Raw genomic sequence first — 21385 nt, 5'->3', positions numbered from 1 at the left:
CCGATGGACCAAACGCTGATCAACCGCATTGTCGAGGGTGCCCTGCTGGCCTCCAGCCAGCCGCTCACCCTGGCCCAGCTGAAAGACCTGTTCCCGGAAGAGGAGCCGGCACCGCCGGGCAGCATCGAACGTGCGCTTGAGCGCCTGCGCGAAGCCTGCGAAGGCCGTGGCGTGGAACTGGTCGAGGTCGCCTCCGGCTTCCGCTACCAGGTGACCGGCGAAGTGCATGGCTGGATCAGCCGGCTGTGGACCGAACGCAAGACCCGCTATACCCGTGCCACCCTGGAAACCCTGGCGCTGATCGCCTACCGGCAGCCGATCACCCGTGGCGAGATCGAGCAGGTGCGCGGCGTGGCGGTCAGCAGCAACATCATCCAGGCGCTGGAGGAACGCGAGTGGATCCGCGTGGTCGGCCACCGCGACGTGCCCGGCAAGCCTGCCCTGTTCGGCACCACCAAGGGCTTCCTGGACTACTTCGGCCTGAAGCGCCTGGACGAGTTGCCGCCGCTGTCGGAACTGAAGGACCTGGGCGAGCTGGAACCCCAGCTGGCCCTGGACCGCGACGCACCGGCCGCCGCCAGTGCCGAGGGTCCGGACATTTCAGCTGGCGCCGATGGCGCTGCTGCCAACGATGACGCCGGCCTGGCCGGCAGCGACACCCCCGATTCCGCCGACGCAGCGTCTGCGTCGGCTTCCGATGAGCAAGCACCTTCGCCCCTTGATGATGGGCACCCCGATTCCGCGCCGGGCGAGCGCGCGGTGCCCCTGAACGAACGCGAAGACAACGCCGTCGCGATGACGACCGTGGCTGTTGACCAAGCCGATTCCGAACCAGAGGCCGACCCCGAAACCGTCGGCCGGAGCAAAACTGATGAGTGACACCCCCCGTAACAAGCTCTCGCTCAAGCGCGAAGCCACCTCCGAACAGTTCAAGCTGGAAGAGCGCCTGCACAAGGTGCTGGCCCAGGCCGGCCTGGGTTCGCGCCGCGCGCTGGAACAGCGCATCGCCGAAGGCCTGGTCAAGGTCAACGGTGAAGTCGCGCAGACCGGCATGTCGGTCAAGAGCGGCGACAAGATCGAGCTGGATGGCCGCGGCTTCGTCGCCACCGCCCTGGCCGAACCGTCGCGCGTGCTGGTCTACAACAAGCCGGAAGGCGAAGTGACCACCCGCGAAGACCCCGAAGGCCGCCCGACCGTGTTCGAATCGCTGCCGCCGCTGAAGGGCGCGCGCTGGATCGCCATCGGCCGCCTGGACATCAACACCACCGGCCTGCTGCTGGCCACCACCGACGGTGAACTGGCCAACGCCATGATGCACCCGTCGTTCGAGGTCGAGCGCGAGTACGTGGTGCGCGTGCGCGCCCCGGAAGGCGAGGAGAAGGTCTCCGACGCCATCGTCGACCGCCTCGCACGCGGCGTGGCACTGGAAGACGGCCCGGCCAAGTTCGACGAGATCGAACGCATCGGCGGCACCGACTCGCACGACTGGTTCCGCGTCGTGGTGAAGGAAGGCCGCAACCGCGAAGTGCGCCGCCTGTGGGAGTCGCAGGGCTGCCAGGTCAGCCGCCTGAAGCGCACCCGCTACGGCAAGGTGAGCCTGCCGCGCGAACTGGCCCGTGGCCATTCGGTGGAACTGGGCACCGCCCAGGTTGAAGCCCTGCGTGCGCAGCTGAAGCTGGAAGAAGGCGCGCCGTCGGCTCTGACCCTGCAGCCGGTGATCGGCCAGCGCCGCGCCGCCAAGACCACCGTGCGCGTGCGCGAAGGTGGCCGTGGCAATGCCTACGTCAACGGCCATAACACCGCAGACGAAGGCCGCGAGCTGCGTCGCTTCGACAACGTCCGCGAAGACCGCGGCCGTGGCCGCGGCGGCAAGGGCGGCGGTTTCAAGGGTGGCCTGACGGTCAGCGGTGAAGCAGCAGCCAAGCAGTCGCAGAAGCCGTTCAAGCAGCGCACCCAGAAGAACGACCGTTCGCTGCCGGAAGGCAACCCGGCCGCGTTCCGCACCTGGTACGTGCCGGATGGCGTGAGCACGGGCCCGAGCGGCCATCGCAATGCCGGTCCGGGCGCGCGCGGCCCGGGTGCCCGTGGTCCGGGCGCAGGCGGCCAGGGCCGTCCGTACGGCAAGCCGAAGGGTCCGGGCGCCGGTGGCGGACAGGGCCGTGGCGGTTTCGGCGGTGAAGGCCGTGGCGGCGCAGGCGGCCAGGGTCGTCCGGCCGGTGCCGGCAACCGCTCGCAGGGCCAGGGCAACAAGCACCCGTATGGTCATCCGGGCAATGCCCCGAGCTTCCCGTCCGACCACGCCACGCCGGGCTTCAACCCGTATGGCAGCCCGAAGCCGGCGCAGGGCGCCCGTCCGGGCGGTCGCGGGCCGGGTGGTGGCAACCGTGGTCCGGGCGGCAATCGCGGCCCCGGCGGTCCGGGTGGCAACCGTGGCCCGGGTGGCCCCGGCGGCAACCGCGGTCCGGGCGGCCCGCGCCGCAGCGGCCCGCGCGGCGGCTGATCACCGGCACGCCTGAAATGAAAAACCCCGGCGCAGGCCGGGGTTTTTCGTTGAAAAGGGGACGGAGGGGATTAAGTCGTTTTTGCCACGGCCTGTATCAAAGGGGCGAAAGCGACTTAATCCCCTCCGTCCCCTTTTGCGTGGCGCTGGAACGCGGCGGGTGTGGTGCCGGTCATGCCGCGGAAGAAGGCGATGAACGGGCTCTCGGCGGAGAAGCCGGTGTCCTGCGCCACGTGCGCCACGCGTTGGCCAAGCAGCAGCAACTCCATGGCCCGCATCAGTCGCCATTGCTGGCGCCAGGCCTGGTAGCTCATGCCGGTATCACGCTGCATCAACCGGCCGACGGTACGCGCGCTCAGGCCCGTGCGCGCGGCCAGCTCCCCCAGTTCGGGCGGCAGCTGTTCGGCCACCGGGAGGCACCGTGCGATCCGCGGATCACGAGGCAGAGGCAGGTCCATCGGCGCCACCGGTGCAGCAGCGATTTCCAGCACGCACAACGCCAGTTGGTGGTGCGCGCGCGGCGACTGCCAGTCATGGTCGAACGGCGCCTGCGCGATCGGCTCCAGCAAGGCCTGCAGCAGCGACCCTACGCCGATGATCGCCGGCTGCCGGGGCAGCTGGGCCGACAGCGTGGCGTCGAAGTACAACGAACGGTAGTCGACCGCCTGGCGCATCTGCGCGCGATGGCGCAGCCCGCCCGGAATCCACGCGGCGCGCGCGGGCGGCAGCAGGCTGATGCGATCACCGTAGGTCAGGCGCGTGCAGCCCTGCCGGGTATACAGCAGCTGCGCGCGTGCATGCTGGTGCCAACCCGAGTCGTGATCCGCCAGTGAGGCTGCAATCCCCAGCACCGGAGCGCTCCAGGCATCGGCGTCGAAGTGCGCGTGCGGCTGCAACCAGGCCATGTCTGATTTCATACATTCGATGACAGGATGGACAGAGTGCGCCATTGCGGACGCGACCACAATGCGCGGCCCTGTTCCTGGAGCGCCCGCATGTCGCGCCGCCTGTTGTTGCTCACCATTGCACTGCTGATGTTCCCGCAGTTGGCACAGACCCTGTACAGCCCGGCCCTGGCCGATCTGGCCGAACGCTTCGCCCTGCCGCCGAGTGCCGCCAGCCAGGCCATGAGCCTGTACCTGTTCGGCTTCGCTGCAGGCGTGCTGCTGTGGGGGCGCCTGGCCGATCGTATCGGTCGTCGCCCTGCCCTGCTATGCGGCCTGGCCGTGTTCGCACTGGCCGCCTGCGGCGGCCTGCTGGCCAGCACCTTCGGCCAGGTCCTGCTGGCACAGGCACTGGCCGCACTGGGTGCGGCGGCGGCCTCGGTGGTAACCCAGACCGTACTGCGCGACCACCTGCAGGGACCCGCGTTGGCGCAGGCATTCTCCTGGATCGGCATGGCCCTGGCCCTGAGCCCGGCCATCGGCCTTGCACTGGGCACGCTGCTGGTCGCCGCCCATGGCTATGTCGGCGTACAGTCCGGCCTGCTGCTGATCGCTGCCCTGCTGGCAGTCGCATGCCTGGCGGGCCTGCGCGAAAGCCGCCCTGCACAGATCCCGCACGCGCCCATGCTGCCGCTGCTGCGGGAACTGCTGCGCGATCGCTGGATCTGGTCACACGCGTTGCTGGTGATGGCCTTCAACGTGGCGATGTACAGCTGGTATGTGCTCGGCCCCTTCGTGTTTGCGCGCCTGCACTGGCCAGCCACCTGGTTCGGCGCCAGCGGCGCGGTGCTGGCACTGGGCTCGGCGCTGGGCGCGTGGGGCAATGGCCGCCTGCTGCGTGCAGGCGTTGCCGCAACCACGCGCATCCGCATCGCCGCAGGACTGGTCCTGACGGGAGGCCTGCTGGCCGCGCTGCTGCATGATCACCCTGCCCTGATCGCGGCGATGGTGCCGGTGGTGACGGGCTTCGGCCTTGCCATTCCCAATGTGCTCGGCCAGGCCCTGCGCGGCTATCCACACTGTCTCGGCAGCGCAGGCGCGCTGTTCGGCCTGCTCTACTACCTGTTGATCGGTGCGGCAATGGCGCTGGTCGGTGCAGTGCAGATGCTGGCACCGACCGTTATCGCGTGTGGCCTGCTGGCCTTGTGGCTGCAACGGCGGCGTCCCGCTGCAGCCTAGGAATTGCTGCAAAAGCAGCGCACTGTGCTGGCCTTCCGGGAACGGCTTTGATTCCCCGGCTATCGTGCGCGCGCTCCCACACAAGGCAGATGCCCATGATCACCATCACCGCCGAACAGGCCCGCGCCAACGTCGATGCCGCCAAGCGCCCGATCGAACTGTTCTACCGCGATCTCGACAACGCCATCCAGATCGGCTCGGAAAATGGCCGCCGCTACATCGTGTTCGGCTTCAGCCAGGTGATGGCCAGCGAGCAGCTCGTCGAAGACGTGGTCGCACAGCTGCTGAAGAATGGTTTCGGTGTCGAACGGTTGTTGAGCGATTCCGAACAGCACTACATCCGCATCAGCTGGGGAACTGCCGCGCCGTCGCGCCTCAGCGCCGGCTGAGGGTGAACGCGGTGCCGTCCACGCCCAGATCCCAGCCCTTGCCGGTACCGGACAGGGCCAGCGAGATGTCGCCCTTGGTCATCACCTGCGCGTTGCTGGACTTCACCGCACCGGCATGCGCGCCCACCGAGGCGTAAGTACCCAGCAGCTCGTTGACGCTGACTGCGCCGGTGAAGCTGCCACGTCCGTTGGTGATCTTCGACTTGCCGACGGTCAGGCCGCCGCCCTTCATCTGGATGCGCACCGGCATGCTGGCACCATTGCTGCAGGTGACCGTGCCATTGCCGGATGCAGTCTTGTAGATCAGCGACCAGCCAGAGAGGTTGTAGCGCAGCTCGCAGTCGAGGTTGCCAGCGGCGTGCGCGGCCGGGGCCAGCGATGCGGCAGACAGGGCAAGCAGCAGGGCGAAGGGCTTGTTCATGGCAGGACTTCCAGTTCGGTCGGACTGCCGGCGAATCTAGCAGCGCGCGCGTGCACGTTGGATGCAGGCGCGCGCGCTGGTGCAGCAGTGTTCAGGCCGTCGCTCAGGCCTGTTCGTCCAGGTGGAAGGCATCGGCATCGAGCATCGCCGGGAAACGCGCGCGGTGTGCGGCCAGCGCCTCGGCCGAGATGGTGGTGGTGACCACCTGTTCGCGTTCGCGGATCTCCACCTGCGGCTGGCCGAGGAAATCCAGCACCGCGCTGTCGCCTGCGTAGTGCAGCTGGTTGCCATCGACACCGACGCGGTTCACCGCCGCCACGAAGCACAGGTTCTCGATCGCCCGCGCACGCAGCAGGGTCTTCCACGCATAGGCGCGCGCCGACGGCCAGTTGGCGACGAAGAGCTGCAGGTCGAAATCCAGCTGCTGCGGACGCTCCACGTTGTAGCGGTTGCGGCAGAACACCGGGAAACGCAGGTCGTAGCAGACCTGCGGATTGATCCGCCAGCCCTTCCATTCCACGCTCAGGCGGTCGCGACCGGCGGCATAGCGCTCGTGCTCGCCGCCGTAACGGAACAGGTGGCGCTTGTCGTAGTACTGCAGGTCGCCATCGGGCGTGGCGAACAGCAGGCGGTTGTAGACGCCCTCGCCGTCGCGCAGCTGCACGCTGCCGATCACCGCCGCGTTCAAGGTCCTGGCCTGTTCGCGCACCCAGGCCACGGTCGGGCCGTCCATGCCTTCGGCCTGGGCAATGGCGTCGTTGGAGAAACCACTGGTGAAGGTCTCCGGCAGGATCACCAGGTCGGTGGTGCCGGCCAGCGGTGCGAGCAGCGCGCCGTAGTAGGCGCGGTTGCCGGCCGGATCGTGCCAGCGGGTGTCGCCCTGGACGAGGGAAATGCGCAGGTCCTGCATGTTCAAGCCTCGCTCAGAGCAGGCGCAGGCGTTCGATCGCCGCGTCCATCGTTGCTTCATTCTTGGCAAAGCACAGGCGCACCAGGCGCTGGCCGGCCGGCGGGTTTTCGTAGAACGGCGACAGCGGGATCGCGGTCACGCCCTTCTCGATGGTCAGCCACTTCACGAACTCATGGTCCGACAGGTCGCTGATGGCCGAGTAGTCGACCAGCTGGAAGTAGCCGCCGGGGACCGGCAGCGCCTTCAGGCGGGTGCCGGCCAGCTGCTCGCGGAAACGGTCGCGCTTGGCCTGGTAGAACGCGCCCAGCTCCAGGTGGTGTTCGGGTTCGTCGCGGATCATCGCGGCGAAGCCGTACTGCGCCGGGCCGAAGCTGGTGAAGGTGTTGTACTGGTGCACCTTGCGGAACTCGGCGGTCAGTGCCGGCGGTGCGATCGCATAGCCGATCTTCCAGCCGGTGCAGTGATAGGTCTTGCCGAAGCTGGAGATGACGAACGCGCGCTCGCGCAGTTCCGGGTAGCGCAGCGCCGATTCATGGCGGCGGCCGTCGTAGATGATGTGTTCGTACACCTCATCGGAGATCAGGTAGATCTGCGTGCCACGCAGCAGCTCGGCCAGTGCCTGCATGTCCTGCGCCGACAGCATCGCGCCGGACGGGTTGTGCGGGGTGTTGACGATCAGCATGCGGGTGCGCGGGGTGATCGCCGCACGCACGCGGTCCCAGTCGACCGCGAAGGTCTGCGGATCCAGCGACACATGCACGGCCTTGGCACCGGCCAGGTCGATCGCCGGTTCATAGCAGTCATACGCCGGGTCGAGCACGATCACTTCCTCGCCGGCACGCACCACGGCGTGGATGGCGTTGAAGATGGCCTCGGTACCGCCACTGGTGACGGTGATCTCGCTGTCCGCATCGACCTGCGCGCCGTAGCAGTCCAGTGCCTTCTGCGCGATGGCCTGGCGCAGCGGCGCCACGCCGGTCATCGGCGGGTACTGGTTCAGCCCGGCGGCCATCGCCCTGGCGGTCTCGTCGATCAGGCGCTGCGGCGCCGAAAAGTCCGGGAAACCCTGGCCCAGGTTGACTGCGCCGTGTTCGGCGGCGAGCTGGGACATCACGGTGAAGATCGTGGTACCGACCTTGGGCAGCTTGGTGTTCGGTTGCATCGGCCTGGGCTGTGGGGGAACAGGCCTGCGAGTTTACGCAATCCGCGCGTCGGTAGTGCCGGCCGCTGGCCGGCACTCCTGGGACGATCTGCGGCGCCGGGTCGCATCTGCCGGCCAGCGGCCGGCACTACCATCGGCATTCACCGCTACAATTGCCATCGCACTCCGGCATGAAGACCCCTGCCCCTTGAACACCCCTGCATTGCTGGCCGCCAGCGGCCTGAGCTTCTCCCGCAATGACGAGCCGGTGTTCGGCCCGCTGGACTTCCATGTGGACGCCGGCGAAGCCCTGCTGGTGCAGGGCGGCAATGGCGCCGGCAAGACCACCCTGCTGCGCGTGCTGGCCGGCCTGGCCCGGCCCGGCGCCGGCCAGGTGCGGATCGACGGCAAGCCGGCGAGCAATGCCGAACGTGCACGCTACGTGGCCTACCTCAGCCATCTGCCGGCCCTGAAGCCAGACCTGGACACGCTGGAGAACCTGCACTTCCTGTGCGGCCTGCATGGACGGCGTGCGCGGCAGATGCCCGGCAACGCGCTGGCCATCGTGGGCCTGGCCGGTTATGAGGACACCCTCGTTCGGCATCTGTCCGCCGGGCAGAAGCGGCGGCTGGCACTGGCACGCATCTGGCTGTCGCCGGCGCCGCTGTGGCTGCTGGACGAGCCCTATGCCAACCTCGACCTGGAGGGCATCACCCTGGTCAACCGGATGATCTCGGCGCACCTGCGTGCCGGCGGCGCTGCGCTGGTCACCACCCATGGCGCCTATGCCGCACCGCCGGTGCGTACCCGCCAGCTCGACCTCGGCGGTGCCGCATGATCGCGCCGGGTACCGAGCCAGGCCTGTGGCAGACCGCAGGCGCCCTGCTCAAGCGCGACCTGCGCCTGCTCTGGCGCCGCCGCGGCGATGCGCTGCAACCCCTGCTGTTCGCGGTGCTGGTGGTGGTGCTGTTCGCGCTGGCCCAAGGCCGCGAACCACAGCTGCTGGCCGCCACCGCGGGCGCGGTGCTGTGGCTGGCCGTGCTGCTGGCGGGACAGCTGTCGCTGGATTCACTGTTCCGTTCCGACGCCGAAGATGGCTCGCTGGAACAGTGGCTGCTGGCGCCGGTGCCGCTGGCCTGGCTGGTGCTGGTGCGCGTGCTCCTGCACTGGGCGACCACTGCGCTGCCGCTGATCGTGGTCAGCCCGCTGTTGGCCGAAATGCTGCATCTGCCGCATGACCAGCTGCCGATGTTGCTGGCATCGTTGCTGCTGGGAACGCCGTTGCTGAGCCTGATCGGTGGCGTGGTCGCCGCACTGACCGTTGGCATCCGACGCTCTGGTATTCTCGTGGCGCTGCTGTCGCTGCCGCTGTACGTGCCGGTGCTTGTGTTCGGCGCCGGCAGCCTGGCGGCAGCCGGACGCGGGCAGGATCCGGTCGGTGCGCTGCTGATGCTGGGCGCTGGCCTGCTGCTCGCGCTGGTGCTGGCTCCGCTGGCCACTGCCGCTGCAATACGTATTTCTCTGAGTTGACCGAGCTGAGAGCCAATCCACCCCTGCTGGATAGCCGCCACGCATGAATCCGATTGTCCGCTGGTTCCACCAACTCGGTTCGCCTCCCACGTTCGACCGTTTCGCTGCCCGCTGGTCGCGGGTGTTCTACTTCGCGGCGGTGCCGGTGCTGCTGGTCGGCATGTGGCAGGCGCTGCTGGTGGTGCCGCCGGAAGCCAAGCAGCTGGACAGCTTCCGCATCCTTTACATCCACGTGCCCAGTGCCTGGATGAGCCTGTTCGTATTCGCGCTGATGGCGCTGTATGCCGCCATCGCGCTGATCTGGCGGATCAAGGTCTGCGAGATCCTGGCCATGGCCTGCGCGCCGATGGGCGCCGGTTTCACCCTGATCACCCTGCTGACCGGCAGCATCTGGGGCAAGGGCACCTGGGGCACCTGGTGGGACTGGGACCCGCGCATGACCAGCGAGCTTGTGCTGCTGTTCCTGTACCTGGGCGTGATCGGCCTCTACCACGCCATCGAGGACCGCCGCAGCGCCGCACGTGCGGCGGGACTGCTGGCCATCGTCGGCGTCAGCCTGCTGCCGGTGATCCGCTATTCGGTGGACTGGTGGGGCGGCCTGCATCAGCGCCAGTCGATCAACGTGTTCGGTGAATCGGCGATCAGCAGCGCGATGATCGCGCCGCTGTGGTGGATGGTGATCGGCACCAAGTTCTGGTTCGCCGGTTCGGTGCTGGCCAAGGCCCGCGCCGACAATCTCGACCGCGAGGCCGGCAAGGCCTGGGTCGGTGGACGCGTCGGTGCCGAACGCCCGGTCCGGGAGGCCCAGCCATGACCCACCTTCCCTATGTGATCGGCGCCTACGCCGTGTTCGTGCTGGTGCTCGGCGCCGACGCCATCGGTTCGTGGCTGCGCCTGCGCGTGGCACGCCGGCTGGCACTGGCCCGCCAGCAGCGGCAGCAGACCCGCGCCGGCAGGCAGGACGCAGCTGTGCCGCTGTCGACGGAGCTGGAACGATGACCCCGGTACAGCGTCGCCGCTTGGCATGGGTGCTGCTGGCCCTGCTCGCCTCCGGCCTGGCCACGGCGCTGGTGGCGATGGCACTGGAGCGCAACATCGCCTACCTGTACACGCCTTCGGAAGTGCTGCGCGGTGATGTCGATGCGCAGTCGCGCTTCCGCTTGGGCGGCATGGTGGTGAAGGGCTCTTTCAATCGGCCGGTCGGCTCGCTGGAAGCGCGTTTCGAAGTGACCGACGGCGACGCGCAGCTGGCAGTGACCACCTCGCGGATCCTGCCGGACATGTTCGCCGAAGGCACGGCGGTGGTCGCCAGCGGCCGCCTGCAGGACGGCACCTTCGTCGCCGACGAAGTGCTGGCCAAGCACGATGAGAAGTACGTGCCAAAGGAAGTGGCCGACAAGATGGGCGATGCCCACCGCAAGCACGATGTGCCGGTGACGGCCCCCGAGGTGCGCTGAGTGCTGCCCGAACTGGGTCAGATCCTGCTGATGTGCGCATTGCTGGCCTCGCTGCTGCAGGCCGGCCTGCCGCTGGTCGGCGCACATCGCAACAACACGGCATGGATGGCGGTGGCACGGCCAGCCGCGTTCGCGCAGCTGCTGCTGCTCGCCGGCGCGTTCGCGGTGCTGACCGCCGCGTTCGTGCAGCAGGATTTCTCAGTGCGCTACGTGGCCGAGAACTCCAATTCGCTGCTGCCGATGATCTACCGCTATTCGGCGGTCTGGGGCGCGCATGAAGGCTCACTGCTGATGTGGGCGCTGGTGCTGGCATTGTGGACCGGCGCGGTGGCGCTGTTCTCCCGGCACCTGCCGGCACCGGTGCAGGCGCGCGTACTGGCGGTGATGGGCATCGTCAGCGTCGGCTTCCTCGCCTTCCTGATATTCACTTCCAACCCGTTCCTGCGCCTGAACCCGGCGCCGCTGGAAGGGCGCGATCTCAACCCACTGCTGCAGGACCCGGGGCTGATCATCCATCCACCGATGCTGTACATCGGTTACGTGGGTTTCGCCGTTCCGTTCGCATTCGCGGTGGCGGCGCTGCTGGAAGGTCGCGTGGATGCGCGCTGGCTGCGCTGGACGCGGCCCTGGACCAACGTCGCCTGGGGCTTCCTGACCCTGGGCATCGCGCTGGGCAGCTGGTGGGCCTACTACGAGCTGGGCTGGGGTGGCTGGTGGTTCTGGGACCCGGTGGAGAACGCCAGCTTCATGCCATGGCTGGTCGGTGCGGCACTGATCCATTCGCAGGCCGTCACTGAAAAGCGCGGCACGTTCGGCAGCTGGACCCTGCTGCTGGCGATCGCCGCCTTCGCGCTGTCGCTGCTGGGCACCTTCCTGGTCCGCTCCGGTGTGCTGACCAGCGTGCATTCGTTCGCCGCCGATCCCTCGCGTGGCCTGTTCATCCTGGTGTTCCTGTCGGTGCTGGTCGGTGGCAGCCTGCTGCTGTATGCGCTGCGCGCCAGCCAGCTGAGCGTGGACGCCGACGACCCGCGCCGTGGCTTCACTGCCACCTCGCGCGAGACCCTGCTGCTGGCCAACAACCTGCTGCTGGCCACGGCCTGCGCGATGGTGCTGCTCGGCACGCTGTATCCGTTGCTGGCCGATGCGCTGTCGCTGGGCAAGATCTCGGTCGGCCCGCCCTACTTCGGCAGCCTGTTCCTGCTGCTGATGGCGCCAATGATCCTGCTGCTGCCGTTCGGCCCGCTGGTGAAATGGCAGCGTGACCAGCCCTCGCGCGCCTTCGCGCTGCTGGCACCGTGGCTGGGCCTGGCGCTGCTGCTGGGCGCGCTGGCCTGGTGGCAGGCGCCGCAGAACGGCTGGAAGGCCGGCATCGGCGTGGCCGCTGCGGCCTGGGTCGCACTCGGTACCGCACGCTTCGTCTGGCAGCGACTGCGCGGCAACGGCCGCTTCACCGCCGAAATGCTCGGCATGATCGTTGCCCACGCCGGCATCGCCGTGTTCCTGGCCGGCGCGCTGCTGGTGGAAGCCTTGAACGTGCAGCGCGAAGTGGCGCTGGCCCCGGGTCAGCAGCTGGTGGTCGGTCGCTACGAAGTGCGCTTCGAGGGCGTGGACCACCGCGAAGGCCCCAATTTCATCGCCGACCGCGGTCACCTGCGGGTATTCCGCGACGGCCGCGAACTGGCCCTGCTGCACCCGGAGAAGCGCCAGTACGCCAGCGGCGGCCAGGTGATGACCGAGGCCGGCATCGATGCACGCTTCGACGGCGATGTCTACGTGGCATTGGGCGAGCCGCTGGGCAACAATGCATGGGCGGTACGGGTGCACATCAAGCCGTTCGTGCGCTGGATCTGGCTGGGCGCGCTGCTGATGGCCCTGGGCGGATTCATCGCCGCCGTCGACCGCCGTTTCCGTCGTCCGTAGGAGTTTCCATGTCCGAGTCCCCCGCCCCGCGCCCCTCCCGCCCGCTGCCGCCGGTAGCCATCGTGATCGGCGTGCTGTTTTTCTTCGGCCTGCTCGGGCTGATGATCTACGGGGTTATGAAATCGGGTGATCCGCAGCGCGACGTGCTGCCGTCGGCGCTGATCGACAAGCCGGCGCCAGCGTTCGCGCTGCCGGTGCTGCACGACCCGGAAATGATCGTGCGCAGCGACGAACTGCGTGGCGCGCCGTACCTGTTGAACGTGTGGGGCAGCTGGTGCGCGGCCTGCCGCGAGGAACACCCGGTGCTGACCCGTTTCGCCGAGAGCAAGCGCGTGCGCGTGATCGGCTACAACTGGAAGGATGAACCGACCGATGCCCTGCATTGGCTGGAACAGCTGGGCAACCCGTTCATGGTCGTGCTCAGCGACGTGGAAGGCCGCACCGCGATCGACTGGGGCGTGACCGCTGCACCGGAAACCTTCCTTGTCGACGGCAGCGGCATCGTGCGCTGGAAGTACAGCGGTGCGATGACCCAGCGCGTGGTCGACGAGAAGCTGATCCCGGCGCTGGAGAAGATCGAGAAGGCCCAGGGCAATGCCGGCAGCACGTTGCACACGGCGCCCTGAGCCCATGCGCTGGCTGCTGGCGCTGCTGCTCCTGATGCTGCCGCTGGCCGCGCTGGCACAGCAGCCGCTGCATGATCCGCAGCCGCTGCAGTTCCGCGATGGCGCCGAAGAACGCCGCTTCCACGACCTGGCCGCGCAGCTGCGCTGCGTGCAGTGCCAGAACCAGTCGCTGGCCGATTCCAACGCGCAGATCGCGCAGGACCTGCGCCGCGAGGTGCTGCAGCTGATGCAGCAGGGCCACGACGACGCGCAGATCAAGCAGTTCCTGGTCGCGCGCTACGGTGAGTTCGTGCTCTATCAGCCACCGTTGCAGCCGGGCACCTGGCTGCTGTGGGGAGGTCCCCTGCTGATGCTCGGTGCGGGTGCTCTGGTGGTGCTGGGCATCGTCCGCCGCCGTGGCCGTACGGTTGGCGCCGCAGCGGCCGGCAAGGCCGATGAAGGAGACGGATGGTGAGCCAGTGGCTGCCGATGCTGGCCGGTCTGGTTGCTGCGTTGATGGCAGCGCTGGTGCTGTGGCCGCTGCGCCACTCTGGCCGCCGCGGTTTCGTGGTCGGCGTGTTCGCACTGGGCGTGGCCGGTGCCTGCCTGTATCTGCTGGTCGGTGATCCGCGTGCAGCACAGGTGCAACCGACGCCTTCGGTAGCCACCCTGCGCGATGGCGTGCAGGCCCTGCAGGATGCACTGAAGCGTGACCCACAGCGGGCCGATGGCTGGGCGCTGCTGGGCCGGTCGCAAGCCGAACTGGGCAATGCCGCAGCCGCGGCGGACGCGTTCGCGCGGGCCGCCACTCTCGCCCCGGAAGACCCCGGCGTGCTGGTGGAGGCGGCGCAGGCACGTGCGCAGGCCGATGCCGGCAAGCAGTTCGATGACACGGCGATGGCCTGGCTGCAGCAGGCGCGTGCGCTGGCGCCCGATGCCGAGCGTGCCAGCTGGCTGCTGGGTATCGCCCTGCGTCAGCGCGGAAAGAATGCCGAGGCCGCAGATGTGTGGAGCGGCCTGCTGCCACGGCTTGAGCCCGGCGCCGCGCAGGCGCTGCAGGCGCAGATCGCCATCGCCCGTGAAGCCGCCGGTCAGCCGTCCGATGCAGCCGTTGCGGCGCCACCGGCGCTGTTGCAGGTGCGCGTGCAGTTGCCTGCGTTGAAGGGCACCGAGTGGCCGGCCAGCACCCAGGTATTCGTGCTGGCCCGCGCCGTGGGTGGACCGCCGATGCCGGTGGCCGCACGCAAGCTGCCCTTGGCCGGATTCCCGGCCACGGTCGGGCTGGGTGACGCTGACAGCCCGATGCCAACCGCACCGCTGTCGGCCCATCGCGAAGTGGAAGTGCTGGCACGCATCTCGCGCACCGGCAGCGCCAACCGCAGCGAAGATGACCTGCAGAGCGTGCCGGTGAAGGTGAGCCTGCCCCACGACGGTGTTGTGGAGCTGCGCTTCCCGTAACGCGCCGCGGTAGTGCCGGCCGCTGGCCGGCAACCTCATGAATCGTGATGCGCCTGCGAGGTTGCCGGCCAGCGGCCGGCACTACCTGCATCGCCGATGGAAACCAGCGTGTCGCCAGCTCCACATGCGGCCCCGCTAGAATGCCTGCATGACCGAATTCATCCCGCCCGGCACCCGCTTCCACGCCCTGCCCTCGCCCTTCCCGTTCAAGCGCGGCGGCGCCCTGCACGGCGCGCGCGTCGCCTATGAGACCTGGGGAACACTGGCGGCCGACGCCAGCAACGCGATCCTGATCGTGACCGGCCTCTCGCCGGATGCACATGCGGCAGCCAACGACGCCAACCCGGCAGCGGGCTGGTGGGAAGGCATGGTCGGACCCGGCAAGGCGATCGATACCGACCGCTGGTTCGTGGTCTGCGTGAACTCGCTGGGCAGCTGCAAGGGCTCGACCGGTCCGGCCTCGCTCAACCCGGCCACCGGCCAACCGTATCGTCTCGACTTCCCCGAGCTGTCGATCGAAGACGGCGCGCGCGCCGCGATCGAAGTCGTGCGCGCCCTGGGCATCGAACAGCTGGCCTGCGTGGTCGGCAATTCGATGGGCGGCATGACCGCGCTGGCCGTGCTGATGCTTCACCCGGGCATCGCGCGCAGCCACGTCAACATTTCCGGCAGTGCGCAGGCGCTGCCGTTCTCCATCGCGATCCGCTCGCTGCAGCGCGAAGCGATCCGCCTTGATCCACGCTGGAATGGTGGCCACTACGACGACGACGCGTATCCCGAGTCCGGCATGCGCATGGCGCGCAAGCTGGGCGTGATCACCTACCGCTCGGCACTGGAATGGGATGGCCGCTTCGGCCGCGTGCGGCTGGATTCGGACCAGACCGACGACGATCCGTTCGGTCTGGAATTCCAGGTGGAAAGCTACCTGGAAGGCCACGCACGGCGCTTCGTGCGTTTCTTCGACCCCAACTGCTATCTGTACCTGAGCCGCTCGATGGACTGGTTCGACCTGGCCGAGTATGCCGATGGCGATGTGCTGGCCGGGCTGGCGAAGATCCGGGTGGAGAAGGCGCTGGCCATCGGCGCCAACACCGACATCCTGTTCCCGGTGCAGCAGCAGCAACAGGTCGCCGATGGCCTGCGTGCCGGAGGCGCTGACGCCCATTTCATCGGATTGGAGTCACCGCAGGGTCACGACGCCTTTCTGGTCGACTTCGATCGTTTCGGCCCCGCCGTGCGCGGCTTCCTCGACGCGCTGTAGTGGCTTGGCGGCGCAACCTGGCGCTCGCCGCGTTCGGCGCGTTGATCGCGCTGATGGTCAGCGGTGTGCTGCCGCTGTGGCTGGGTGGCTGGTGCATGCTGGCCAGCGCGGTGTCGTTCGCGCTGTACGGCCAGGACAAGCGCGCGGCGCAGCGAAAGCAATGGCGCATTCCCGAACGCACCCTGCAGATGCTGGCCTTTGCCGGTGGCTGGCCGGGCGCGCTGCTGGGCCAGGCGCTGTTCCGACACAAGCACCGCAAGGCCGCATTCCAGTGGGTGTTCTGGTTGTGCGTGCTGGCCAACGTGGCCTCGATCGCGGTGATGCTGCGCGAGTTCTCGCGGTAACCGTTCGAATGGGTAATGCCGGCCGCTGGCCGGCAATTCCGTGTCCGTATCAGGCGCCATGAGGTTGCCGGCCAGCGGCCGGCACTACCGGTTCACGCTTCGCGGACCAGAGCCCCGTCGCGCAACCGGTACTGCGCATCGACCACGCCTTCGGGCAGGTCGTCGTGGGTGATCATCAACAGGCTGCGCCCGTCCAGCAACCCGGAAAGGTCCTGCAACAGCGCGCGTGCGGTATCCACGTCCAGGCCTTCGGTCGGTTCGTCCAGCAGCAGGATCGGCGCATTGCGCAGCAGCGCACGCGCCAGTGCCAACCGCCGCGCCTGCCCGGCCGACATCGTCGCGCCGTTCTCGCCCACCCAGGCCTGCAGGCCGCCGTTGCGCTCGGCCCATTCGCCCAGGCGCACGCGGCGCAGCACCGCCCACAAGGCGGCGTCGCTGGCATCGGGATCACCCAACCGCAGGTTCTCGGCCACGCTGCCGGCAAACACCGGCGCGTTCTGCGGCAGCCACGCCAGTTGCCGGTGCCAGTCGGCCTGGGCGAAATCACGCAGATCGCGGCCACCGTAGGTCAGCCGCCCCTGCTGCGGATCCCACAACCGCAGCAGCAGGCTCGACAGCGTGGTCTTGCCGCTGCCGCTGTCTCCACGGATGGCGATGCGTTCGCCTGGCGCCAGGGTCAGCTGCAGGCCGGACAACACCGGCCGCGCGCCGCCCGGCCACTGGAAATGCACGTCATCCCAATGCACGCGCGCAGCCGGCGGCACCACCTGTGGCGCCTGCGGATCGTCCACTGTCGGCGGTTGCTCGACGATCGCCTGCAGGCGATCGGCGGCAATGCGCCCGGACTGCAGCGACTGCCAGGCCAGGCCCATGCCGGCCCACAGCTCGATCAACGCCACGGTGAGGAACACCAAACCTGCGGCCATTTCCGGTGCGATGCGCTGCTGCTCGGCCGCGTGCAGGGCCAACGCCAGCATCGCCACCAGGCCCAGCCCGGCCACCAGGCCATGCAGGGTCGAGGCCGCGATCAGGCGCCAGCGGCGGCGGCGGTCACGCGAGGCCAGCTGCTTGGCTGCCACGCGCACCTTCAGCTGCCACGCTGCATCGGCATGCAGCGCGGCCAGGTCACCCGCACCTTCCAGCCCTTCGAATGCAGCGGTACGCAATGCGGCACGATGCGCGGCACGGTCGGCCTCTTCGTCGTCATGGCCACGCACGCCCAGCCACGGCACGCCGAAGGCGATCAGCAGCGCCAGCACCGCCAGCAGCACCGCAGCCGACGGCAGGATCAGTGCTGCCGAAACGATCGCGACCAGCGACAATCCGCCCAACGCCAGCAGCGGCCCGATCGCACGCACCAGCAGGCCGTCCACTTCACCGATGTCGCCGAGCAGGCGCGCCAGAAGGTCGCCGGTGCGCGTAGCCCCCAACCGTGCGGGTGCCAGCGGCAACGCGCGGCGGAAGAACCACACGCGCAGGTCGCGGGCGATGCGCAGCGTGGCGTCGTGGCCGACCAGCTTCTCGAAATAGCGCGACACGATGCGCGCCATCGTCAGCCCGCGTATGCCCGCGGACGGTGAGAAGAAGTTGAAGCCTTGGCCGAGGCCGGCCGCACCAGCCAACGCGGCGGCGGTGAGGAAGCCACCGGACAGGCCAAGCAATGCGGTGCCGGCCAGCATGGTGGTCCACAGCAGCAGCACGGTCAGCAGCAGGCGCGGCCGATGGCGCAGGAACACCGCGCGCAGCGAATCAGGCGAACGGCTCATGCGCGCACCGCCTGTGCCGGTTCGACCAGGCGCCCTTCCGGCAGCAGCAGGCAGCGGTCGGCCCAGGCGATCACCGCCGGGCTGTGGGTGGCGACCACCACACTGCGACCCCGCGCATAGGCAGCCAGGCTGCGCAGCAGTGCGGCCTCGGTATCGGCGTCGAGAAACGCGGTGGGTTCGTCCAGCAACAGGACCTGCGGGTCGCGCAGCAACAACCGGGCCAGGCCGATACGACGGGCTTCGCCGCCGGACAGGCCGAAGCCACGTTCGCCGATCACCGTGTCCAGGCCCTGTGGCAGGCGCTGTGCGAATTGCAGCACCTGCGCGGCCTCGGCCACCGCACGAAGACGCGCATCGCTGGCACCCGGATCGGCCAGCCGCAGGTTGTCGGCGATGCTGCCGTGGAACAGGTAGGGGCGCTGGCTGGCATAGGCCACCTGCACACCGGGACGCAGCTGCAGCTTGCCGGCGCGCGGCGGCAGCCAGCCGGCCAGCGCTTCCAGCAGGGTGCTTTTACCAGAACCGCTGGGACCAACCAGGGCCAGGCGCTGGCCCGGCTCCAGCCGCAGGTCCAGATCCCGCAGCACATCCTGCGGCGCGCCCAGCGGGCGCAGCACCAGCCCTTGTGCCTGCAGCGGCGGCAACGCGGCCTCGGCCGGCTCCACCGCCAGCGGTGCAACCTCGTTCTCGACCAGGCCCTGCTCATCGGGCAGCGACTGCAGCAGGCGCTCCACTTCGGCGGCGGCGGCCAGTGCATTGGCGCGATCATGGTAGTGCGCGGCCAGCCGTCGCAGCGGCGCATAGAATTCCGGTGCCAGCAGCAGGCAGAACAGCCCCGCACCCAGCGTCGGCACCGCTGCATGCAGCGACATCATGCCCAGATAGCTCAGGCCCAGGTACAGCGCCACCATCGCCACGCTCACCGAGGCGAAGAATTCCAGCACCGTGGACGACAGGAAGGCAATCCGCAGCACCTTCAGCGTGCGCACGCGCACGCCTTCAGCGGCAGCCTCGATACCCTCCAGCTCGGCGTCACCGCGGCCATACAGGCGTAGCAGGCCCAGGCCCTTGATGCGGTCGGCGAAATGGCCGCTCATGCGTGCCAGCTCACCCAGCTGCGCACGGCCGGCCGCTTCGGCGCCCCAGCCCACCAGCATCATGAAAAATGGCACCAGCGGCGCAGTGAACAGCAGGATCAGCGCCACCACCCAGTCGACCCAGGCGACAGCGGCCAGGATCAGCAGCGGCACCACCACCACTTCAGTGCGCACCGGTAGGAAGCCGCTGTAATAGCTCTCGATCGCATCACCGTGATGCAGCATCAGTTCGCCCAGTTCGCCGGTGCGGCGCTGCCGCAGCCACAGTGGGCCGTGGCCCAGCAGGCGTGCGAACACGCGTTCGCGCAATGCCAGGCGTGCGGCGTCGGCCACGTCACCGGCGGCGGCCTGGGTGGCGCTGCCCAGCAGGGTGCGCAGCACCAGGATCACCGCCAATCCCGCCAGCACCGGCAGGCCAGAGGCCAGCGGCACGCGCTCCACCAGCACCTGCTGTACCAGCCAGGCGATGGCGGCAGCCTGGCCGATCAACAGTGCGCCGGACAGGCTGATGCACAGCGCGGCCAGGCGCTGGCGGCCCCGGGCGGAGCGTGCCAGGTCGGCCAGCCAGGCCGTGCGCACACGCCGCTGGCGGGCGGTTTCAGCTTCCGGGGACAGGCCGTCAGGGGTCGTTTCGGCAGCGCTCAAGAGGTCTTCACGGGCAACGGAGGAGACACGGCATTGTAGGCGCAGGCAATAGCCCGCCCCTGCGGCCGGCGGTCGCAGTCTTCATCAGGTTGGCATACGATCAACCGGGGCACCTGTTCATACATTGATCTGGATCAAGGCTGTTTGAAGTAGTCGGTCACATCATTCACGTCGTAGACCACCCTTCCCGCCACCTGCAACGGCACTATCCAACGAGGTAGCCAGGCCATGATTGATCAGACAGTCGTAGAACTGTCGCGGCTGCAATTCGCGCTGACCGCGATGTACCACTTCCTATTCGTACCGCTCACCCTCGGCCTGTCCTTCATGGTGGCCATCATGGAGAGCGTGTATGTGATGACCGGCAAGGAGATCTGGCGCAGGATGACCCTGTTCTGGGGCGTCCTGTTCGGCATCAACTTCGCCATGGGCGTTGCCACCGGCATCGTCATGGAATTCCAGTTCGGCATGAACTGGTCCTACTACAGCCACTACGTGGGTGACATCTTCGGTGCGCCACTGGCCATCGAAGGCCTGATGGCGTTCTTCCTGGAAGCGACCTTCGTCGGCCTGTTCTTCTTCGGCTGGAACCGCCTGAGCAAGGTCAAGCACCTGATGGTGACCTGGCTGATGGCGCTGGGGACCAACCTGTCGGCGATCTGGATCCTGGTGGCCAATGGCTGGATGCAGAACCCGACCGGTGCGGTGTTCAACCCGGAAACCATGCGCATGGAAGTGGTCGACTTCATGGCGGTGGTGTTCAACCCGGTGGCGCAGGCCAAGTTCGTGCACACCGTCAGCGCCGGCTACGTGACCGGTGCAGTGTTCGTGATGGCGATCAGCGCGCTGTTCCTGCTGCGCAACAAGCACAGGGACCTGGCCCGTCGTTCGTTTGCGGTGGCCGCGGCGTTCGGCCTGCTGTCATCGCTGTCGGTGGTCGTGCTGGGTGACGAGAGCGGTTACGCCGCCAGCGAACACCAGAAGATGAAGCTGGCCGCGATCGAAGCGATGTGGGAGACCGAGCGTGCGCCGGCCGACTTCACCGCCTTCGGCATCCCGAACCAGGAGACCCACCAGAACGACTACGCGGTGAAGATCCCGTACCTGATGGGCCTGATCGCCACCCGCTCGTTGAACCAGCCGATTCCCGGCATCCTGGAACTGGTCGAGCGCGCCGAACACCGCGTGCGTGGCGGCCAGCTGGCCTACGGTGCATTGGAACGCCTGCGCGCCAACAAGAACGACGTTGAAGCGCGCGAGATGTTCGACCGTCACTGGCAGGACCTGGGCCACGGCCTGCTGCTCAAGCGCTATCGCGATGACATCCTCAACGCCACCCCGCAGGAAATCTCGCAGGCGGCGATGGACACGGTGCCGCGCGTGATGCCGTTGTTCTGGACCTTCCGCGTGATGGCCGGCCTCGGCTTCTACCTCATCGCTTTCTTCGCCCTGGCCTTCTACTACTCCTGCCGCAACAATTTCCAGGACAAGCGCTGGTTCCTCAAGCTGGCCCTGTGGACGCTGCCGGCGCCGTGGATCGCGATCGAGTGCGGCTGGTTCGTGGCCGAGTATGGTCGCCAGCCGTGGGCGGTCGATGGCGTGCTGCCGACCTTCTATGCAGCATCGGGGCTGGCCCTGCATGAAATCGTGCTGACCCTGGCCGGCTTCACCGCCATCTACACCGCGCTGATCGTGGTCGAGATCAAGCTGATGCTCAAGGCGATCCGCAAGGGTCCGGACGAGGTGCTGCCGTCACTGCAGTCGCCCCAGCCGCATGCTTCCCACAATGCCTCGGCGCCGGCCGCCGGCCAGGCCTGA

Annotated in this window: 22 protein-coding genes; 16 read left to right on the top strand and 6 right to left on the bottom strand. The window is 68.3% G+C overall.

From position 1 onward, the window contains the following. Window positions 1-3: 3 nt before the first annotated feature. Window positions 4-879, top strand: coding sequence for an SMC-Scp complex subunit ScpB (gene scpB, locus AC5P78_RS01905; RefSeq protein WP_005410331.1), 876 nt, complete (start codon window positions 4-6; stop codon window positions 877-879). After that, a complete protein-coding gene (locus tag AC5P78_RS01900; RefSeq protein WP_005413982.1) occupies window positions 872-2500 on the top strand; it encodes a pseudouridine synthase in 1629 nt (542 codons plus the stop codon). Before scpB ends, AC5P78_RS01900 begins: the two co-directional genes overlap by 8 nt. A gap of 116 nt (window positions 2501-2616) precedes the next feature. Here AC5P78_RS01900 and AC5P78_RS01895 read toward each other — a convergent pair whose 3' ends face one another. Further along, window positions 2617-3405: an AraC family transcriptional regulator gene (locus AC5P78_RS01895; protein WP_005410333.1), complete on the bottom strand. Its 789-nt coding sequence runs from the start codon at window positions 3403-3405 to the stop codon at window positions 2617-2619. 90 nt (window positions 3406-3495) lie between these two features. On the opposite strand from AC5P78_RS01895, the gene AC5P78_RS01890 reads away from it, so the two are divergent. Next, window positions 3496-4623, top strand: coding sequence for an MFS transporter (locus tag AC5P78_RS01890; protein ID WP_049397933.1), 1128 nt, complete (start codon window positions 3496-3498; stop codon window positions 4621-4623). Window positions 4624-4718: 95 nt separating this feature from the next. Beyond that, window positions 4719-5012 (top strand): hypothetical protein, encoded by a 294-nt coding sequence (locus AC5P78_RS01885; protein WP_005413984.1) that lies wholly within the window; start codon window positions 4719-4721, stop codon window positions 5010-5012. Here the strand turns inward: AC5P78_RS01885 and AC5P78_RS01880 are convergent. The 3 genes from AC5P78_RS01880 to AC5P78_RS01870 all read right to left on the bottom strand — a co-directional run bounded on the left by AC5P78_RS01880 (window position 4999) and on the right by AC5P78_RS01870 (window position 7505). After that, window positions 4999-5433 carry a hypothetical protein gene (locus tag AC5P78_RS01880; RefSeq protein WP_005410336.1) on the bottom strand — a complete coding sequence of 145 codons (435 nt, stop codon included), beginning with the start codon at window positions 5431-5433 and terminating at the stop codon, window positions 4999-5001. The genes AC5P78_RS01885 and AC5P78_RS01880 overlap by 14 nt on opposite strands. A 103-nt stretch (window positions 5434-5536) precedes the next feature. Further along, the gene (locus tag AC5P78_RS01875; protein WP_414498608.1) at window positions 5537-6343 is read right to left on the bottom strand and encodes an amidohydrolase; all 807 of its coding nucleotides are present in this window, start codon (window positions 6341-6343) and stop codon (window positions 5537-5539) included. A 13-nt stretch (window positions 6344-6356) separates the two neighbouring features. After that, window positions 6357-7505: a pyridoxal phosphate-dependent aminotransferase gene (locus tag AC5P78_RS01870; protein WP_495217145.1), complete on the bottom strand. Its 1149-nt coding sequence runs from the start codon at window positions 7503-7505 to the stop codon at window positions 6357-6359. On the opposite strand from AC5P78_RS01870, the gene ccmA reads away from it, so the two are divergent. The 11 genes from ccmA (at window position 7459) to AC5P78_RS01815 (ending at window position 16059) form a co-directional block, all read left to right on the top strand. Next, window positions 7459-8322: a heme ABC exporter ATP-binding protein CcmA gene (gene ccmA / locus AC5P78_RS01865; RefSeq protein WP_414486392.1), complete on the top strand. Its 864-nt coding sequence runs from the start codon at window positions 7459-7461 to the stop codon at window positions 8320-8322. The genes AC5P78_RS01870 and ccmA overlap by 47 nt on opposite strands. After that, window positions 8319-9014, top strand: a complete 696-nt coding sequence (gene ccmB, locus AC5P78_RS01860) for a heme exporter protein CcmB (RefSeq protein ID WP_005410340.1) — start codon at window positions 8319-8321, stop codon at window positions 9012-9014. The genes ccmA and ccmB overlap by 4 nt, the downstream gene beginning before the upstream one ends. 43 nt (window positions 9015-9057) lie before the next feature. After that, the gene (gene ccmC / locus AC5P78_RS01855) at window positions 9058-9828 is read left to right on the top strand and encodes a heme ABC transporter permease CcmC (protein ID WP_329754552.1); all 771 of its coding nucleotides are present in this window, start codon (window positions 9058-9060) and stop codon (window positions 9826-9828) included. Then, entirely contained in the window at window positions 9825-10013 is a 189-nt protein-coding gene (ccmD, locus tag AC5P78_RS01850) for a heme exporter protein CcmD (protein WP_005413988.1), read from the top strand. Before ccmC ends, ccmD begins: the two co-directional genes overlap by 4 nt. Continuing rightward, window positions 10010-10471: a cytochrome c maturation protein CcmE gene (ccmE, locus tag AC5P78_RS01845; RefSeq protein ID WP_005410343.1), complete on the top strand. Its 462-nt coding sequence runs from the start codon at window positions 10010-10012 to the stop codon at window positions 10469-10471. The genes ccmD and ccmE overlap by 4 nt, the downstream gene beginning before the upstream one ends. After that, window positions 10472-12391: a heme lyase CcmF/NrfE family subunit gene (locus AC5P78_RS01840; protein ID WP_138969921.1), complete on the top strand. Its 1920-nt coding sequence runs from the start codon at window positions 10472-10474 to the stop codon at window positions 12389-12391. An 8-nt stretch (window positions 12392-12399) separates the two neighbouring features. Then, window positions 12400-13017: a DsbE family thiol:disulfide interchange protein gene (locus AC5P78_RS01835; RefSeq protein WP_012480816.1), complete on the top strand. Its 618-nt coding sequence runs from the start codon at window positions 12400-12402 to the stop codon at window positions 13015-13017. A gap of 4 nt (window positions 13018-13021) precedes the next feature. After that, window positions 13022-13471 carry a cytochrome c-type biogenesis protein gene (locus AC5P78_RS01830; RefSeq protein WP_005413991.1) on the top strand — a complete coding sequence of 150 codons (450 nt, stop codon included), beginning with the start codon at window positions 13022-13024 and terminating at the stop codon, window positions 13469-13471. Continuing rightward, a complete protein-coding gene (locus tag AC5P78_RS01825; protein WP_138969922.1) occupies window positions 13465-14454 on the top strand; it encodes a tetratricopeptide repeat protein in 990 nt (329 codons plus the stop codon). The genes AC5P78_RS01830 and AC5P78_RS01825 overlap by 7 nt, the downstream gene beginning before the upstream one ends. A gap of 148 nt (window positions 14455-14602) precedes the next feature. Further along, complete coding sequence (metX, locus tag AC5P78_RS01820; RefSeq protein ID WP_005413993.1) at window positions 14603-15715, top strand: homoserine O-acetyltransferase MetX; 1113 nt, start codon at window positions 14603-14605, stop codon at window positions 15713-15715. Next, window positions 15715-16059: a DUF1294 domain-containing protein gene (locus AC5P78_RS01815; protein WP_012480818.1), complete on the top strand. Its 345-nt coding sequence runs from the start codon at window positions 15715-15717 to the stop codon at window positions 16057-16059. The genes metX and AC5P78_RS01815 overlap by 1 nt, the downstream gene beginning before the upstream one ends. 92 nt (window positions 16060-16151) lie before the next feature. On the opposite strand, the gene cydC is transcribed toward AC5P78_RS01815, so the two are convergent. Further along, window positions 16152-17825: a thiol reductant ABC exporter subunit CydC gene (gene cydC / locus AC5P78_RS01810; protein WP_005413995.1), complete on the bottom strand. Its 1674-nt coding sequence runs from the start codon at window positions 17823-17825 to the stop codon at window positions 16152-16154. After that, on the bottom strand, window positions 17822-19567 hold the full coding sequence (gene cydD, locus AC5P78_RS01805; RefSeq protein WP_043035342.1) for a thiol reductant ABC exporter subunit CydD: 1746 nt from the start codon (window positions 19565-19567) through the stop codon (window positions 17822-17824). The genes cydC and cydD overlap by 4 nt, the downstream gene beginning before the upstream one ends. A gap of 228 nt (window positions 19568-19795) precedes the next feature. Here cydD and AC5P78_RS01800 point away from each other — a divergent pair, with 228 nt between their 5' ends. After that, complete coding sequence (locus tag AC5P78_RS01800; RefSeq protein WP_012480821.1) at window positions 19796-21385, top strand: cytochrome ubiquinol oxidase subunit I; 1590 nt, start codon at window positions 19796-19798, stop codon at window positions 21383-21385.

The sequence above is a fragment of the Stenotrophomonas sp. YJH_SMC_133 genome, from assembly GCF_059370655.1.
This window is presented reverse-complemented; position numbering and strand designations above follow the sequence as displayed.